Genomic DNA, 14900 nt, shown 5'->3' with positions numbered 1-14900 from the left:
TCAGCCCAGGGCCTTCGGCGCGCTGACGCCGGCACGCAGCCGCGCGTAGTCGCGCAGCCAGGTGCGCATCGCGTCGTGGGTCGGTGTGCCGGGATCGTGGCGGCCTGCGCGGATCTCGCGCGAAAGCTGCGCAAGGTCGCGCGCCGGCACGGCGGCAGTATCCGCCTGGGCCTCACGCGCGGCGATCGCCATGGCGTTGGCGACCATGCGCGCCGCGAAGACCTTGTCGGGCGGCAGCGCGGGCAGCAGTTCCTTCAGCAGAACCTCGCGCGCGGTGGCCAGCAGGTCGGGGCCGTCCGGCTTCTCGAGCATCAGCGCCCCTCCGAAAGAAACAGAATCTCCCATTCGAGCTCCGGGACGATGTGGCCGGTGAGCGCAAGTTCCAGGCTGCGCTCCTCGCCCGACAGATGGCGTTGCGCCTGGTCGGCGGCGATGACGGCCCAGCGCAGATGCGCCATCAGCTCCCACCAGCGGACGCGCGCATCGTCCACGGTGGCGCCGCTCTCGGTTTCGTAGCCGGCGTAGAGCGCTTTGCGCGGGCCGAGGCCGCCGGCCTCCTGCGCGACATTGCCGAAGCGCCAGCACTTCGCGCAGAGCCAGCCGAGATCGGCATGGCCATCGCCCCAGGCAGCGAACTCCCAGTCCAGCACGCCCGTCACGCCAGAGGCATCCAGCATCAGGTTTCCGGTGCGGAAATCATTGTGGACCAGCACGGGCGGCACCGGCGGCGGCGCGCTGCGCTCGGCGGCCCGCAGGCCCCATTCGATGGCGGGTCGCGGCGTGCCCGCTGCGTCGAGCCGGCCGCGCAGCGTGGCGATGACGGCAAGGCCCGCATCGGCCGGCGGGGCACCCAGGAAGGCGAGGTCCGGACGAGGCGGGCGGATGCGATGGATGCGCGCGAGCTCGCGGCCCAGCGCGCGTGCCAGCTGCTCGCGCCCGCCGCCGAGCGCAGCATCCTTGACGACACGCGGGCCGAGCGCGGTGCCGCCGACGCGGCGCATGATGAAGAAGGGCGCGCCGGTGACGCCAGGATCCTCGCAGAGGAACAGCGGCTCCGGCACCGTCACGCCGGCATCCCAGGCCGCCTTCAGCAGCGCGTATTCCGCCGTGCGCGGCAGGCTGACGGCCAGCACCGCGGCGCTGTCGGTGCGCAGCACCCAGCGCTGCGCGCCGGCGATGGTCTCGACGTCCAGCGCCCAGTTCTGCTGAATCGCCCCGCCCGAGAGCTTCTGCGCCTGCTCGATGCGGAGCGATGCGTCGCCGGATGCCGCGGCGAGCCAGTCCCGCAGGCGGGTCAGGCGCGCCTCATCCATGCGCGCCCCACCGGAAGAAGTCGGTGCCCTCGCGGCGCAGGAAGTTCGCCAGCACCATGCGGTGCACCTCGCTCGCGCCATCCACCAGGCGGGCCTGGCGAGCGTAGCGATACATCCACTCGATGGGCGTGTCCTTGGAATAGCCGCGCGCGCCGAGCAGCTGCAGAGCGGTGTCCACCGCCTTGTGCAGCGCATCGGCCACGACGATCTTCGCCATCGAAACCTCCTTGCGCGCGAAGCCGCCCTGGTCCAGCACCCAGGCCGCCTTCATGGTCAGCAGGCGGCCAATCTCCAGCTCCATCGCGGCCTCGCCGATCAGGCCCTGCACGCTCTCGCGGTCGATCAGCTTCATGCCGAAGCTTTCGCGCGTGCGGATGCGCTCCATCGCGATCTCCAGCGCGCGCCGCCCCATGCCGAGCCAGCGCATGCAGTGCGTCAACCGCGCCGTCCCGAGGCGGATCTGCGTGAGCTTGAGCCCGTCGCCGACGCCCATCAGGACATTCTCGTCCGGCACTTCGAGCCCGTCGAAGCGGAGTTCGCAATGCCCGCCATGCTCCTCCGGCCCCATGATCGGGATGCGACGCACGATCTCCCAGCCCGGCTGGTCGGCATGAAACAGGAAGCAGGTGAGGCCCTTGCGTTCATCGTCGGAGGTGCGCGCGATCAGCAGGAAGTGCTTCGCCTCGCCGGCACCGGTGATGTAGTGCTTGCGCCCCGTTATGCGCCAGCGGTCGTTGCCGATGCGCTCGGCCTGCGTGTAGGTCAGGCCGGGATCGCTGCCGCAGCCATCGGGCTCCGTCATCGCGAAGCTGGACTGCACCGCGCCGTCCACGATCGGCTGCAGCCATTTCGCCTTCTGCGCCTCGGTCGCGACCTTCTCCAGCACGATCATGTTGCCGTCGTCGGGTGCGGCGCTGTTGAACACGACGGGGCCGAAGATGGAGCGGTTCATCTCCTCGTAGCAGGCGGCCATGCCGACCACGGGCAATCCGCCGCCGCCGCGGTGCTTCGGCATCTGCAGGGCCCAGAGCCCCTCCGCCTTCGCCTCGGCGCGCAGGCGCTTCAGCACGTCCGGGTGGATGTTCTCGTGCGCGTCGTAGTTGGCGCGGTCGGCTTCGAGCGGGATCAGGCGCTCATCCACGAAGGCGCGGAGCTTCGCGCGGACGGCGTCGATCTCGGGCGGGAGGGAGAAATCCATGTCGGCGTTCCGGCTGCGCTGGCGTTCCGCGCATCTTACGCCCTCCCCCCGGCCTGGGGGAGGGTCGGGCCGCTACAGCGCGTTGACGCTGTGCCCGCCATCCACGGTGATGACGCTGCCCGTCATATGCGCGCCTGCTTCGCTGGCCAGCAGCAGCAGGGGCCCCGTAAGGTCGTCCGGCGTGCCGAGCCGGCGCTGCGGGATGCGCTTCACCATCGCCTGCCCGGCCTCGGAGGCAAAGAAATCGCGATTGATGTCGGTCTCGATGTAGCCGGGCGCGATGGCATTCACGCGGATGCGGTGGCGCGCCAGTTCCACGCCCATCTGCCGGGTGAGCTGGAGCAGCCCGGCCTTGGCCGCGGTGTAGGCCGCGACGCCGGGTATGATGCGGACGCCGCCGATCGAGGCGATGTTGACGATGGCGCCGCCCTTTCCCGCCGCGACCATCCGCCGCGCCGCGGCCTGCGCCATCACGAAGGCGCCGCGCAGGTCCACGTCCATCACCTGGTCCCAGTCGGCTTCCTCCTGCTGCAGGAAGGGCTTGGTGACGGCGATGCCGGCATTGTTCACCAGCACGTCGCAGGGACCGAAGCGTGCCTCCACGGCATCCAGCGCCGCGGCGATCGAGCCCGCGTCCGTCACATCCAGCGCGACGGGCATGGCGCGGTCGCCGAGCGCCGTCGCCGCTGCGGCCACGCTCTCTGCCCGGCGTGCCGCCAGGACCACGGCGGCGCCGGCCACATGCAGCACGCGCGCGAAATGCCGGCCGAGGCCGCCGGACGCGCCGGTGACGAGCGCGACGCTGCCGGCAAGGGAGAAGTGGCCGGTCATGCGCGCCCGCTTGCGAAGCCTGCCTGCATGATTCTCATCGTCCTGCACTCCTTCCGCATTCCTGGCGGATCATGCCGCGCGGACGGCCCGGGGCCTATCCCACCAGCGGCAGCAGGCGGCGGAGTTCCAGGATCAGGGCATCCATGTCCACCGGCTTGGAGAAGAGCGCGACCGGCCCCTCCCCGTCCTGGCGAAAGGCGGCGGCGCCGTCGGAGGGGACATAGCCCGTCATCACCACGACCGGCAGCAGCGGCGCCATGCCGCGCAGGGCGCGAATCAGGCCGATGCCGTCGAGGCGCGGCATGCGGAGGTCGGTCAGCAGCAGGTCGGGCATGCGGCGCCGCGCAGCCTCGAGCGCTGCCTGGCCGTCGGCCGCCACCTCCACGGCATAGCCCTCGCCCAGCAATTCATCCTCGATCGCCAGCGCCGCGAGGATCTCGTCCTCGGCGACCAGGATGCGCGGCGTTGCGGCATGCTCCTGCATCCCGAAGCTGCCTCAGGCAGGAACCGCGCCGGCACCCGCGGGGACCGCACCCGCATCGGCCAGCGGCAGTTCCAGGCGGAAATTCGCGCCGCCGCCGGGGCGGTTCCACGCCTCCAGCCGGCCGCCCATGGCGCGGGCGGCGCTGGCGGCGAAGGGCAGGCCGAGCCCGATCCCGCGCCCAGGATCCTTCGTCGTGAAGAACGGGTCGAAGATCGCGTCCGCAACGGCCTCCGGGATACCGACGCCGCTGTCGCGCACCTCGACCACGACCGAGCCCGATTGCTGCGCCAGCGCCACCTCCACCGAAGCCGGCGCGTCCGGCTGGTTGCGGCGGCGCTCGATCACGGCGTCGCGGGCGTTGGCGAGCAGGTTCATCATGGCCTGTTCCAGGCGGCCGGCGCTGCCTTGGACCGGCAATGGGCCATCGGCGGCGCGCAGCGTCATCGTGATCCCCTCCGCGGCCGCCTCCGAGGCGGCGAGGCGGAAGGCGGCTGCGACCGGCTCCTTCGCGTCGAAGCGGCCTGCGGCTTCGGGTTCGGCGCCGGCGAGGGAGCGGATGCGCGCCACCAGGTCACCGGCACGGCGCAGCTGGTCCTCCACCACCGCCGCGGCGCGCGCGAAGGCGGCGCGTTCCGCCTCCGGCAGGCCGCGGGCGGCGGCCCGGGCGCGACGCAACCAGAGCGATGCGGTGTTCAGCGGCTGGCTTGCCTCATGCGCCAGGCCCGCGCACATGGTGCCGACCGTGGCGAGGCGGGCGCTCTGCACCAGTCCCGCCTGCAGCCGTCGCGTCGCTGTGACGTCGCGCGCCGAGCCGAGGAGGCGTTCGACGCGGCCATCCGCGCCGCGCAGCGGAACCAGCACGGTCTGCCAGGTGAGGCGACCTGACGGCAGGTCGGCGGTGATCTCGTATTCCATGGGCGCGCCCTGCTCCGCCACCTTGCGCCAGCGCGGCAGTGCCAACTCGGCAAGGGGCGGCGGCAGGGCCGTCTCGGGCGCGGCACCTGCCAGGCCCTCGCCCGGCACGCTGAACATGCGCTCGAAGGCCGGGTTGACGCTTTCGATCTGCAGCCGTCCGTCCGGGTGGACGCGCACGACGAACACGGCTTCCGCGAGGTTCGCGAGGAAGGTCCCCAGCCGTTCCTCGGCGGCGCGGCGCTCCATCACCTCGCGTTCCAGCGCGGCGGGCGAACGGAGCGCCAGCAGGCGCGGCAGCACCGGCCAGAGCGTCACCGCCACGGTTACGGATATGGCGGCGGTGATGGCCTTCAGCAGCGTGTCCAGCACGGGCGCGGGGCTGAACAGAGTCCAGGCATGCATCAGGTGCGTCAACCCGCAGGCGACGATGAACAGCGCGAACAGCCCGACCAGCCAGGGATAGGCAAGGTCGCGCCGCCGCAGCAGCACGACGAGCAGGACCGCCGGGATCGACAGGTACGACAACCCGATCGCCAGGTCCGAGAGCAGATGCAGCCAGGCCAGTTCGGGCGAGACCAGCGAACAGAAGCCGGACGCCGCAAGAAAGGGCGGCCAGGCGCCGACCAGAGGCGATGACATGGAACGATGTGCCCCGCGCGCGAACGAAGGGGCGCGACACTACGCCCGGCGTGCCGGCCGCGCCGCAGCCGTGGCGCGCACGGCTTCGTGACTCACGCCGGCTTGATCGCTGCGCGCGCCTTGTCGCGAAGCGTCACACGCATCGCGTGTCAGGCCGACAGTCCGAACAGCGCCGCCGGGTTCGTTGCCGTCATGCGGCGGATCTCCGCCTCGCTGAAGCCGACGCTCTCCACCAGCAGCAGGTATTCGCGGAAGGCCTCGACCGGGGGCGGCAGCAGGAAGACGCCGGCATCGGTGGAGAGGATGCAGCGCTCGCCGGCGGCACGGATGCGGGGGGCGAAGTCGTGGATCGTGGCGCCGCCGGCGATGCGGTGCTTCTCCTCGTCCACATGGGTCAGGCCGACCTGGGTGGCATGGGTGAGGATGAAAAAGGACAGTTCCACATAGCCGCCGAGTGCGACGATGGCGCGGATCTCGTCCTCGGCGTAGCGGCTGCCATGCGTGCGCAGGCGGTGGACGCCGCGGCGCTTCGCCTCCTCGGCAAGCGCAACGGCTTCCCGGCCGGAGACATGGCCGCAATCGAAAACCACGTCCTTCTCGGCGCAGAGCTCCATGATCGCGGGGACGGGATCCGGCACGCGACCGTTCGGCGGCACCTGGAAGGTGGTTTCGAGAAAGGCGGGGCTGCGGCCCTCGCGCTCGGCGATGTAGCGCGTGTGGTGCGTCGGCAGGCTGACGAAGCGTGCGCCCGTGCCGGGGCCGTAGCCGTATCCGATGGCGGCCTTCGCGACCTCCAGCGTCACGCCGCCGGCGGTGGGCTGCATGATCACGCCGCCGAAGGCGTGGCAGCCGAGATGGCCGAGCTCGTCATTCGCCAGCGCGGCGAAGCCCGAGCTGTTCTGGAAGTTGCACATGATGCCGATGCCGCGCATGCCCGCGGCCGCCGCCTGGCGCACGGCCTCGAACACATTGACGGAGCGGCCGTTGAGATGCGGCGCGCAGTGTACGTGGCAGTCGATCGCGCCCTGCAGCAGATGCGATCCGGGCGGGGTCCAGGGCATCGGTGCGCTCCCGTTCAGTGGCGAAGGATCTTGGCGGTGAAGTCCTTGAGGCGCGCGCTTTCGGGCGCATCGAAGATGCGGGCGGGCGGCCCTTGCTCGACCACGCGGCCGGCATCCATGAACACCACGGTGCTCGCGACCTCGCGGATGAAGGCCATCTCGTGCGAGACGACCAGCATCGTCATCCCCTCGTCGCGCAGTGCGCGGATGGCGTCCAGGACTTCCGTGACGAGCTCGGGGTCGAGGGCGCTGGTCACCTCGTCCAGCAGCAGGATGTCGGGACGCAGCGCCAGGGCGCGGGCGATGGCCACGCGCTGCTGCTGCCCGCCGGAGAGCTCATCCGGGTAGGCGTGCAGCTTCGCACCCAGGCCGACGCGCCCCAGCAGGCGCGTGGCCTCGGCCTCCACGTCGGCCGGCGGGCGCTTCTTCACGAGGGTCGGCGCGATGGCCACGTTGCGCAGCGCGGTCATGTTCTGGAACAGGTTGAACTGCTGGAAGACGATGGCGAAGCGATCGCGCGCGGCGCGCAGGCTGGCACGGCTGCCATAGTCCACCGGCTGGCCGGCGATGCTGACGCGCCCGGCGCGCGGTCGCAGCAGCCCGACCAGGGCCCGCAGCAGCGACGACTTGCCGGAGCCCGAAGGGCCGATCAGCCCGACGACCTCGCCCTGGCCGACCTGCAGGGAAATGTCGCGCAGCACGTCGTTGCGCCCGTCATGGCTGGCGCTCAGCCCCTCGATCGTCAGGAAAGCCATCTGGCGAGTGTCCCGGCGCCGTCGCGGGGGGTCAAGCATGGACGCGCGCGCCGCACGCACTATCCTCTCCGTCGTGCGTGCATCCATGCGAATCGCCGGCGTCGAACGACCCACCGAGGTGGCGTTCAGCTTCGCCGGGCAGGAACTGCGCGCGCCGGTGGGCGAGAGCCTGGCGGCGGCGCTCATTGTGGCGGGCGTGCGACGCCTGGGCGAAGGCCCCGGTTCGCCGCGCGCGGCCTTCTGCATGATGGGCACCTGCCAGCAATGCCTGCTGCGCGTGGACGGCCGGCTCGCGCAGGCCTGCATCACGCCGGTGCGCGCGGGCATGGTGGTGACCGAGGCATGACGCACCCCTACGACGTCGCGGTGCTCGGCGCCGGCCCCGCCGGCATGGCGGCGGCGACCGAGGCGGCGCGGCGCGGGGCAAAGGTGGTGCTGCTGGAGGAAAGCCCGGCACCCGGCGGGCAGGTGTATCGCGCGGCGCCGCCCGGCTTCGTCGTGCCCCCTGATGCGGACCGCCGCGCCGGCGATGCCCTGCGAGCCGCGCTGGCGGCGAGCGGGGCGGAGCTGCGGCTCGGTCATCGCGTCTGGGGGCTGGGCGGCGGGCCGCTGGTGCGGCAAGGCGAAGCGCCGGTTCCGTTCCGCATCGATGCGCTGCCACCCGATGGCGAGCCGGTGACGCTGGAGGCACGCGCGCTGGTGCTCTGCGCTGGCACGCATGAGCGGATCATCCCCTTCCCCGGCTGGACCCTGCCCGGCGTGATCGGTCTGGCGGCGGCGACGATCCTGCTGAAGGCGCAGGGCGTGCTTCCGGGGCGGCGGGTGGTGGTGGCCGGCGCGGGACCGCTGCTCTACGCGGTGGCGGCGAAGCTGCTGAAGGCGGGCTCGGAGGTGGCCGCGATCGCCGATCTTGCGACGCGTGGCGAATGGGCGCGCGCAATGCCCGCGCTGCTCGCGCGGCCGGACCTGCTGGCGCGAGGCCTGGCCTGGCGCGCGGCGCTGGCGACGAACGGCGTGCCGGTGCTGCAGGCCCATGCGGTGATCGCGGCGGAAGGTGTCGGGGCGGTGGAGCGCGTGCGCGTGCAGCCGATTTCCGGCGGCGCGGCGGAAAGCTTCGACTGCGATGCGTTGTGCATCGGACACGGGCTGGTGCCGGCGACGGAAGCGACGCGCGTGTTCCGGGCTGCGCATCGCTATGCGCGCGAGTCCGGCGGCTGGGTGCCGGTGCTGGATGCGGATCGCCGGGTTTCCGTGCCGCTTCTCTACGTGGCCGGCGATGGCGGCGGGGTGCGCGGCGCGGCGGCGGCACCGGCCGCGGGCCGTCTCGCGGCGCTGGCCGCGTTGCGCGACCTGGGAGTGCTGGATGGCCGCGCCCATGCGCGCGCGCGACGGCGCCCGGCCCTGGAGCAGTGGCGCGCCGCGCAGGCAGGACAGGCCATGGCGCGGATGATGGCGCTGCGCCCGGCGCTGGTGGACGCGATCGCGCCGGAGACGGTGGTCTGCCGCTGCGAGGGCGTGACGCGGGCGGAGATCGAGACGGCGCTGGATGATGGCGCGACCGAGATGAACCAGCTCAAGCAGTTCACCCGCTGCGGCATGGGCCCCTGCCAGGGCCGGCTCTGCGGCGAGGCCGCGGCGGAGCTGGTTGCGCGTCGCGTCGGCGGGCGGGAGCGCGCGGGCTTCGCCACGGGTCGCCTGCCGCTGCGGCCGGTGCCGATGGAAGCGGTGCTCGGCGAATTCGACTACGCCGACATTCCTGTGCCGGCGCCGGCGCCGCTCTGATGGCGTTCGACGTCGCGATCGTCGGCGCGGGCGTCATGGGCTGCAGCACGGCGCTGCACCTTGCTCGCGCTGGCATGCGCGTGGCGCTGCTGGATCGCGGCGCGATCTGCCGCGAGGCGTCCGGCGTCAATGCCGGCACGCTGACGATGCAGATGACCCGCGCGGCGCTGATCCCCTATGCGCTGCGCGCGCATGAGATGTGGCTGCGCATGGCGGAATGGTGCGATGGCGGCCATGTGCTGGCGGTGGCCTGCCCGGGGCTTTCGGTCGCCTTCACGGAACGCGAGGCGGCGATGCTGGAGGAGCGCGCGAAGGCCCGCCGCGCGGCCGGCGCGCCGATCGAGCTGATCTCCGGTGGGCAGGCGATGGAGATCGAGCCGGGGCTGTCCGACCGCGTGCTGCTGGCCGGGCATTGCCCCATCGACGGCTTTACGAGCGCCTATCTGACGGGCCGCGCCTTCCGACCGGCGCTGCTCAATGCGGGCGTCGCGCTGTTCGAGAACCGCGCGGTCTGGGGCGTGGACCGTGAGGCCGGGCGCTTCGTGCTGGAGACGGAGACCGGCCCGCTTCAGGCGAAGCGCATCGTGCTGGCGGGGGGCGTCTGGCTGGAGGAGATGGCCGGCTGGCTCGGCGTGCGGCTGCCGATCAAGGTGCTGATCAACCAGCTTGTCGTCACGGAGCGCATCCGCCCGGTGATGCGCACGGTGCTTGGCGTGGCCTCGGGCCTGCTGTCGCTGAAGCAGTATGCGAACGGCACGGTGCTGATCGGCGGCGGCTGGCAGGGCATCGGCGACCGGCAGCGCGGCGGGCTCGCGGTGCGCGCAGAGAATTTCCGGGGCAATGTGCGCCTCGCCGCGCACACCATCCCTGCGCTGCGCGATGCGCGCGTCGTGCGCGCCTGGCTGGGGCTGGAAGCCGAGACAGCGGATGCGCTGCCTGCCATCGGGCCGATCCCTGGGGTAGACAACGCATGGATCATCGGCAGCGTGCATTCCGGCTACACCAGCGGTCCATACTTCGGAAAGCTGCTGGCACAGGCCGTAGCCGGCGAAGCGCCGGAGATGCCGCTGTTCCCCATTGATCGCCTGCTGGCGATGGAGGCTGCATGATCCCCAAAGGCCCGACGCGCTTCCACGGCATCTATCCTTCGACCGTGCTACCGATGACGCGCGAGAACTTCGCGCCGGACTGGGAGGCCTATGCGCGGCACACCGCGCATTGCGTGCTGCGGCCGGGCATCGCGGGCGTGCTGATGAACGGCCATGCCGGCGAGAATTTTCTGCTCAGTCGCGCCGAGAAGCGGCGGGCCGTCGAGGTCGCGGTCGAGACGGTCGGCGGCTCGCACATCGTCGTCGCTGGGGTGAACGCCGAGAGCAGCCTGGAGGCGGCCGAGGAAGCGCGGGACGCGCGCGCGGCGGGCGCCGACGCGATCATGGTCTTCCTGCCCAACGGCTTCGCCCTGGCGCAGACCATGGAGATGGCGCTGCTGCATCATCGGACGATCCTCGACGCCGTGCCGGGCATGCCGACCTTCCTGTTTGCCGCGCATCACGGCGCCGGCCGCATGGCCTTTACGGAAGAAACCTTCGCCGCCCTGCTCGACCTGCCGGAGGTGGTGGGCGTGAAGGAAGGATCGTGGGAGGTGGACCGCTACGACGCGCTGCGGCGCATCTGCAAGGCGAAGCGCCCGGATGTGGCGTTCTGCGCCAGCGGCGACGAGCACCTGCTGGCCTGCATGGTGCACGGCTCGGACGGGTCGCTGGTGTCGCTGGCGGATGTGCTGCCGGACGAGATCGCAGCACTTGATGCGGCCGTGCGCGCGGGCGACCTGGCTCGCGCCCGCGCGCTGCACGAGAAGCTGGAACCGCTGGCCGAGGCGATCTACGGCGCGCCGCCCGGCGGGCGCGCCACCGCGCGCCTCAAGTTCTGTTTGGCGGAGATGGGGGTGATCGCCGACCCCGCGCTGCGCCCGCCACAGCCGCCGGTCAGCCCACCGGAAGCGGCGATGCTGCGCCAGGCGATGCGGTCTTCCGGCCTGTGAGGCGCCGTTCGGCATAACGCCCCAGCGCAGCCAGCGCCCAACCGAGGAAGAAGTAGAGGACCAGCGCCGTGCCGTAGGTGAGCAGCGCGGAGAAGCCGCGCTGCGTCAGCATCTTCGCAGCGAAGGTGATCTCGATGAAGCCGATCTGGCTGACCAGCGACGTCTCCTTCACCATGGACAGCACATGCGCGATGGAGGGCGGCAGGATCACCCGCCAGGCCTGCGGCAGCACGATCTTTCCCAGCACCGTCCAGGGCTTCAGGTTCATCGTCAGCGCCGCCTCCCATTGGGTCGGGCGCACGGACTCCAGGCCGGCACGGATGTTCTCGGCCGCCAGCGCGGACATGCGGATCGCCACGGCGACGACGGCGATGACCCAGAGCGGCGCCTCGAGCTTCGCGAACTGGCTGACGAAGAACACCAGCAGCAGCAGCACCAGGAAGGGGATGCGCCGGAAGATCTCGACCCACAGAATGCAGACCGCGCGGAGCGGCGCGAAGGGCACGAGTTGCGGCAGGCGCAGCGCCGCCAGCGCGAAGCCCAGCGCATAGCCGATCGCGCAGCCCAGCACGCTGGCGATGACGGTGTTGGCCATCGCCTCCAGCAGGAAGCGGATGTTCCACCAGGTGAAGAAGCGCGGCGCCTCCGCGACGATGATGTCCCAGGCCGACATCCGTCAGAAGACCTTCGCCTTGATGCGGAACATCCAGCGCCCGACGAACCAGAGCAGCGTGGACGCGACGATGGTGAGTGCAATGTAGATCACCGCGACGACGGAAAAGATCTCCACCGAGCGGAAGGAGATGGCGTTGGCGTTCAATGCACGTCCCGTGAGCTCCTCCACGCCGAAGATCGCCGCCATCGAGGTGCCGAGCGTCATGATGATGTAGTGGTTCGACAGCGCGGGATACAGGGCGCGCACCACATGCGGCGCGATCACGTACCAGACCGTCTGCACCCGGCTGAAGCCGAGCGTCTCCGCCGCATCCAGCTCGGCACGCGGGACGGAGGCGAAGCCGCCGCGCTCGATTTCGGTCAGGTAGGCCCCCGCGTTCAGCGTCATGCCGATCAGCACGGCCGTGAAGGGCGAGAGGATAATGCCCACCTCCGGTAGGGCGAAGAACAGGAAGAAGATCTGCACCAGCTGCGGCGTCCAGGTGAAGAAGCGCACATACGCGCCGACCAGGGCGCGCGCCGGACGCGGGCCGAACTGCAGCACCGCGGCACCGAACAAGCCGATCAGCAATCCGCCCGCGAAGGCGACGGCGGCGATCCAGAGCGCCACCGCCGCGCCGACCAGGAAATCGGGCAGGTATTGCCAGACCTGCCCGTACTGCAGCGACACGCTTCAGAACATCGGGTTGAACGGGATCGGCGTCTTCATGGGCACGCCGAACCACTTCTCCCAGGTGCGGTTGACGAAGCCGTCGCGGTGCATCTCGAACAGCACGATGTTCAGCACGTCGCGCAGGCTGTGGTTGCCCTTCTGCACGCCGATGCCGACCCAGGTGCTGCCGAGCACCTGATCGAGGACCTTCCACTGCACCTGCTGGAAGTTCCGCATCGGGATGACGACGCTCTCCAGCACGTCCACCATGGCGTCGGCGCGGCCCTGCGCCAGGGCGCGGAAGGTGTCGGGGTAGTTGTCGAGCAGGGTCACCTGGGCACGCGGCGCGTTCGCCTGGATCCAGGGCACGCCGATGGTGCCGCGCACCTGCACCAGCCGCACCGCGGGATTGTTCAGGTCCGCCGGCGTGTTGATCGGGGCGGCGGTGCCGCTCTGCTTGGTCAGCACCACCACGGACTGCGTATGCAGCGGGATGGTGTAGTCGATGACCAGCGCGCGTTCGATCAGGCGGGTCATCGCGCCGAGCACGATGTCGATGCGGTCGGCCTGGAGGAAGGGGATGCGGTCGGGGCTGCCGACCTGCACGATCTCAAGCTCCACATTCATCCGCCGCGCGATCTCGCGCGCGATGTCGGCATCGAAGCCGTCGATCTGGTTGCGCTCGTTGAAGGTGCCGAAGGGCGGCAGGGTCGGGTTGATGCCCGCGCGCAGCCGCTTCGTGGACAGAACCTGGTCAAGCGGGCGCGCGACGGCGGCGGGCGGCAGCAGCGCGGAGCCGGCCGCGGCGGCGGCGAGCGCGAGGAGGTTGCGACGGTCGAAGGCAGGCATGGGCGATCTCCGGTGGCGTGACAGGCCGGGTCGGCGTTGTCCCCTGGGCGGCGTCTTGCGCGCCGCGACGACAGGCTAGGTCGAGGGTGGAACTCTCCGCAACCCGTCGGCCGCCAGCACCCAACCCATCGTCGCCGCCAGCAGCCCGGCCAGCAGCAGCGGCAGCGCGAGGAAGCCCCAGGCGATGCCGGCAAGCGCGCCGAGCAGCGGCGGCGCAAGCAGCTGCATCAGGTTGTTCCCCTGGATCGTCATGCCGACGGCCGGCGAAACGAGCTCGGCGCGTGGCACGCTGGCCGGCAACAACGCGAAGCAGGCAGCCGGAACCAGCCCGCCGACGGCCGAGGCGAGCAGCGCAAGCCCGGTGGCGGCAAGGGACATCGGCGTCACGAACACGGCGGCCGCCAGCGCCCCCATCGCCAACGCACCGAAGGTCACCAGCCGCTCCGGCGCGACACCGCGGCGCATGAGCGCCGCCGCGGCAAGGTTGCCGGAGAGATTCGCCACCGCCGCGAGCGCGCCGGCACCGCCTGCAAGGCCGGTCCCGGTCCCGAGCGATTCGAGATAGGCCGGCAGGAAGGCGGCCACGCCGAAATACAGCACGCTGTAGGACGCGAAGGCCCCGGCGACGCGCAACGGGCGCCCTGCGGCCACGAGGTCGCGCAGCAGGCTCCGCAGCGGCGGGCGGGGGCCGGCAGCGGCCGGCTGCGGCAGGCTCGGCACCAGCCTCCAGCAGAAGACCAGCGCCACCGCCATCAGCAGCGCGCTGACCATCCAGGCGACACGCCAGCCGGCGAATTCGACGATCGGCGCCGTGGCCAGACCCAGCGCGATGCCGCCCGGCATGAAGCAGCCCCAGATCCCCATGGCGAAGGAGCGCTCCGCCGGCGCCGCCAGCGTCGCCACCAGGGAGGGCCCGGACACCACGATCAACAGGAAGCCCGCGCCTTCCAGGATGCGCACGGCGAAAAGCAGGTGCTCGCTCGGCGCCAGCGGTGCGATCGCGGCGGCGGCGACGCCAAGCGACAAGCCGGCCAGCAGGCCGCGGCGCACGCCGAGCCGCGCCACGGCGAGCCCGATCGCCAGCCCGCCGAGGCCGGCAAGCAAAGCGCCGAGCGAGACGACGAGCGCTGCCGTGGCCAAGGAGAGCGCGAACTCGGCGGCGATGGTCGTCATCGCCGCCGGCACCTTGCCGATCTGCGCCGCCGCCGCCAGACCCGCGAGGACCACCGCCCCGATGGCTGGCCAGCGGCTGCGCTCCGGGCTCATCCCCGGCGCTCGATGAGCTCCACACGGACGCCGTCCGGCATGCCGAAGAAGGCGATGCGCACACCCGGCCGCGGCTCTGCGGGGCCGGAGAGCAGCGGCACGCCCTTCGCGGCGAGGTCGGCGATGGCGCCGTCCAGATCGGCGGTCCCGAGGCCGATATGCTCAAGCCCGAGGAAGGGCGGCGCGGGCGGCGCATGCGTGCCGGCTGGCACCTGCTCGAGGAACAGCGTAACCCCGGCGAGGTCCAGGACGATCCGTAGCCAGGGGCCGGCCTGCATGCGTGCCTTGACCTCGGCGCCGAAGGCGGCGGTCCAGACGCGGGCGGCGGCTTCCGGATCGGGGCTGCGGAGATGGATGTGGTCGAAGCGATAGGTCTGCATGCGCGCAGTCTCGCGCATCGGCACGGAAGGCGCCATCTCCGGGCCGGCGGGATGACGCG

17 protein-coding genes are annotated in these 14900 nt (G+C 71.5%); 4 read left to right on the top strand and 13 right to left on the bottom strand.

Annotation, left to right across the window (positions count from 1 at the left end; genetic code table 11):
• The 8 genes from DFH01_RS09565 to DFH01_RS09530 all read right to left on the bottom strand — a co-directional run bounded on the left by DFH01_RS09565 (position 1) and on the right by DFH01_RS09530 (position 7196).
• Positions 1 to 312: a DUF6285 domain-containing protein gene (locus DFH01_RS09565; protein ID WP_109870220.1), complete on the bottom strand. Its 312-nt coding sequence runs from the start codon at positions 310 to 312 to the stop codon at positions 1 to 3.
• Complete coding sequence (locus DFH01_RS09560; protein WP_109870219.1) at positions 312 to 1313, bottom strand: phosphotransferase family protein; 1002 nt, start codon at positions 1311 to 1313, stop codon at positions 312 to 314. Before DFH01_RS09560 ends, DFH01_RS09565 begins: the two co-directional genes overlap by 1 nt.
• The gene (locus DFH01_RS09555) at positions 1306 to 2511 is read right to left on the bottom strand and encodes an acyl-CoA dehydrogenase family protein (protein ID WP_109870218.1); all 1206 of its coding nucleotides are present in this window, start codon (positions 2509 to 2511) and stop codon (positions 1306 to 1308) included. Before DFH01_RS09555 ends, DFH01_RS09560 begins: the two co-directional genes overlap by 8 nt.
• Positions 2512 to 2583: 72 nt before the next feature.
• Entirely contained in the window at positions 2584 to 3342 is a 759-nt protein-coding gene (locus DFH01_RS09550) for an SDR family NAD(P)-dependent oxidoreductase (RefSeq protein WP_109870798.1), read from the bottom strand.
• A gap of 94 nt (positions 3343 to 3436) precedes the next feature.
• A complete protein-coding gene (locus DFH01_RS09545) occupies positions 3437 to 3826 on the bottom strand; it encodes a response regulator (RefSeq protein ID WP_109870217.1) in 390 nt (129 codons plus the stop codon).
• A gap of 12 nt (positions 3827 to 3838) precedes the next feature.
• Positions 3839 to 5380 carry a sensor histidine kinase gene (locus DFH01_RS09540; protein WP_109870216.1) on the bottom strand — a complete coding sequence of 514 codons (1542 nt, stop codon included), beginning with the start codon at positions 5378 to 5380 and terminating at the stop codon, positions 3839 to 3841.
• A gap of 149 nt (positions 5381 to 5529) precedes the next feature.
• Positions 5530 to 6441, bottom strand: a complete 912-nt coding sequence (locus DFH01_RS09535; protein WP_109870215.1) for a DUF6282 family protein — start codon at positions 6439 to 6441, stop codon at positions 5530 to 5532.
• 14 nt (positions 6442 to 6455) lie between these two features.
• Positions 6456 to 7196 carry an amino acid ABC transporter ATP-binding protein gene (locus tag DFH01_RS09530; protein WP_109870214.1) on the bottom strand — a complete coding sequence of 247 codons (741 nt, stop codon included), beginning with the start codon at positions 7194 to 7196 and terminating at the stop codon, positions 6456 to 6458.
• 37 nt (positions 7197 to 7233) lie between these two features.
• Between DFH01_RS09530 and DFH01_RS09525 the strand changes: the two genes are divergently transcribed.
• The 4 genes from DFH01_RS09525 to DFH01_RS09510 are packed head-to-tail and all read left to right on the top strand — an operon-like array spanning position 7234 to position 11019.
• Positions 7234 to 7542 (top strand): (2Fe-2S)-binding protein, encoded by a 309-nt coding sequence (locus DFH01_RS09525; RefSeq protein ID WP_233256051.1) that lies wholly within the window; start codon positions 7234 to 7236, stop codon positions 7540 to 7542.
• Positions 7539 to 8978 carry an FAD/NAD(P)-dependent oxidoreductase gene (locus DFH01_RS09520; protein ID WP_109870213.1) on the top strand — a complete coding sequence of 480 codons (1440 nt, stop codon included), beginning with the start codon at positions 7539 to 7541 and terminating at the stop codon, positions 8976 to 8978. The genes DFH01_RS09525 and DFH01_RS09520 overlap by 4 nt, the downstream gene beginning before the upstream one ends.
• Complete coding sequence (locus DFH01_RS09515; protein WP_109870212.1) at positions 8978 to 10087, top strand: NAD(P)/FAD-dependent oxidoreductase; 1110 nt, start codon at positions 8978 to 8980, stop codon at positions 10085 to 10087. The genes DFH01_RS09520 and DFH01_RS09515 overlap by 1 nt, the downstream gene beginning before the upstream one ends.
• Complete coding sequence (locus tag DFH01_RS09510; protein WP_109870211.1) at positions 10084 to 11019, top strand: dihydrodipicolinate synthase family protein; 936 nt, start codon at positions 10084 to 10086, stop codon at positions 11017 to 11019. Before DFH01_RS09515 ends, DFH01_RS09510 begins: the two co-directional genes overlap by 4 nt.
• On the opposite strand, the gene DFH01_RS09505 is transcribed toward DFH01_RS09510, so the two are convergent.
• The 5 genes from DFH01_RS09505 to DFH01_RS09485 form a co-directional block, all read right to left on the bottom strand.
• Positions 10964 to 11692 (bottom strand): amino acid ABC transporter permease, encoded by a 729-nt coding sequence (locus DFH01_RS09505; RefSeq protein WP_109870210.1) that lies wholly within the window; start codon positions 11690 to 11692, stop codon positions 10964 to 10966. The genes DFH01_RS09510 and DFH01_RS09505 overlap by 56 nt on opposite strands.
• Before the next feature lie 3 nt (positions 11693 to 11695).
• Positions 11696 to 12364, bottom strand: coding sequence for an amino acid ABC transporter permease (locus DFH01_RS09500; RefSeq protein WP_109870209.1), 669 nt, complete (start codon positions 12362 to 12364; stop codon positions 11696 to 11698).
• Between the two features lie 3 nt (positions 12365 to 12367).
• Positions 12368 to 13195, bottom strand: coding sequence for a transporter substrate-binding domain-containing protein (locus DFH01_RS09495; RefSeq protein WP_109870208.1), 828 nt, complete (start codon positions 13193 to 13195; stop codon positions 12368 to 12370).
• A 75-nt stretch (positions 13196 to 13270) separates the two neighbouring features.
• Complete coding sequence (locus tag DFH01_RS09490) at positions 13271 to 14461, bottom strand: MFS transporter (RefSeq protein ID WP_109870207.1); 1191 nt, start codon at positions 14459 to 14461, stop codon at positions 13271 to 13273.
• Positions 14458 to 14877 carry a VOC family protein gene (locus DFH01_RS09485; RefSeq protein WP_233256050.1) on the bottom strand — a complete coding sequence of 140 codons (420 nt, stop codon included), beginning with the start codon at positions 14875 to 14877 and terminating at the stop codon, positions 14458 to 14460. Before DFH01_RS09485 ends, DFH01_RS09490 begins: the two co-directional genes overlap by 4 nt.
• Positions 14878 to 14900: the final 23 nt, after the last annotated feature.

Source organism: Falsiroseomonas bella (assembly GCF_003173615.1).
Classification (GTDB): domain Bacteria; phylum Pseudomonadota; class Alphaproteobacteria; order Acetobacterales; family Acetobacteraceae; genus Falsiroseomonas; species Falsiroseomonas bella.
Note: the sequence above shows the minus strand (reverse complement) of the source record. Positions and strands in the feature narration are given on the sequence as shown.

Coding starts and splice junctions, on each gene's coding strand:
- DFH01_RS09485 (WP_233256050.1), bottom strand. CDS start 14,877: ATGGCGCCTTCCGTGCCGATGCGCGAGACTGCGCGCATGCAGACCTAT.
- DFH01_RS09510 (WP_109870211.1), top strand. CDS start 10,084: ATGATCCCCAAAGGCCCGACGCGCTTCCACGGCATCTATCCTTCGACC.
- DFH01_RS09555 (WP_109870218.1), bottom strand. CDS start 2,511: ATGGATTTCTCCCTCCCGCCCGAGATCGACGCCGTCCGCGCGAAGCTC.
- DFH01_RS09515 (WP_109870212.1), top strand. CDS start 8,978: ATGGCGTTCGACGTCGCGATCGTCGGCGCGGGCGTCATGGGCTGCAGC.
- DFH01_RS09505 (WP_109870210.1), bottom strand. CDS start 11,692: ATGTCGGCCTGGGACATCATCGTCGCGGAGGCGCCGCGCTTCTTCACC.
- DFH01_RS09565 (WP_109870220.1), bottom strand. CDS start 312: ATGCTCGAGAAGCCGGACGGCCCCGACCTGCTGGCCACCGCGCGCGAG.
- DFH01_RS09545 (WP_109870217.1), bottom strand. CDS start 3,826: ATGCAGGAGCATGCCGCAACGCCGCGCATCCTGGTCGCCGAGGACGAG.
- DFH01_RS09530 (WP_109870214.1), bottom strand. CDS start 7,196: ATGGCTTTCCTGACGATCGAGGGGCTGAGCGCCAGCCATGACGGGCGC.
- DFH01_RS09540 (WP_109870216.1), bottom strand. CDS start 5,380: ATGTCATCGCCTCTGGTCGGCGCCTGGCCGCCCTTTCTTGCGGCGTCC.
- DFH01_RS09550 (WP_109870798.1), bottom strand. CDS start 3,342: ATGACCGGCCACTTCTCCCTTGCCGGCAGCGTCGCGCTCGTCACCGGC.
- DFH01_RS09525 (WP_233256051.1), top strand. CDS start 7,234: ATGGACGCGCGCGCCGCACGCACTATCCTCTCCGTCGTGCGTGCATCC.
- DFH01_RS09490 (WP_109870207.1), bottom strand. CDS start 14,461: ATGAGCCCGGAGCGCAGCCGCTGGCCAGCCATCGGGGCGGTGGTCCTC.
- DFH01_RS09535 (WP_109870215.1), bottom strand. CDS start 6,441: ATGCCCTGGACCCCGCCCGGATCGCATCTGCTGCAGGGCGCGATCGAC.
- DFH01_RS09560 (WP_109870219.1), bottom strand. CDS start 1,313: ATGGATGAGGCGCGCCTGACCCGCCTGCGGGACTGGCTCGCCGCGGCA.
- DFH01_RS09495 (WP_109870208.1), bottom strand. CDS start 13,195: ATGCCTGCCTTCGACCGTCGCAACCTCCTCGCGCTCGCCGCCGCCGCG.
- DFH01_RS09520 (WP_109870213.1), top strand. CDS start 7,539: ATGACGCACCCCTACGACGTCGCGGTGCTCGGCGCCGGCCCCGCCGGC.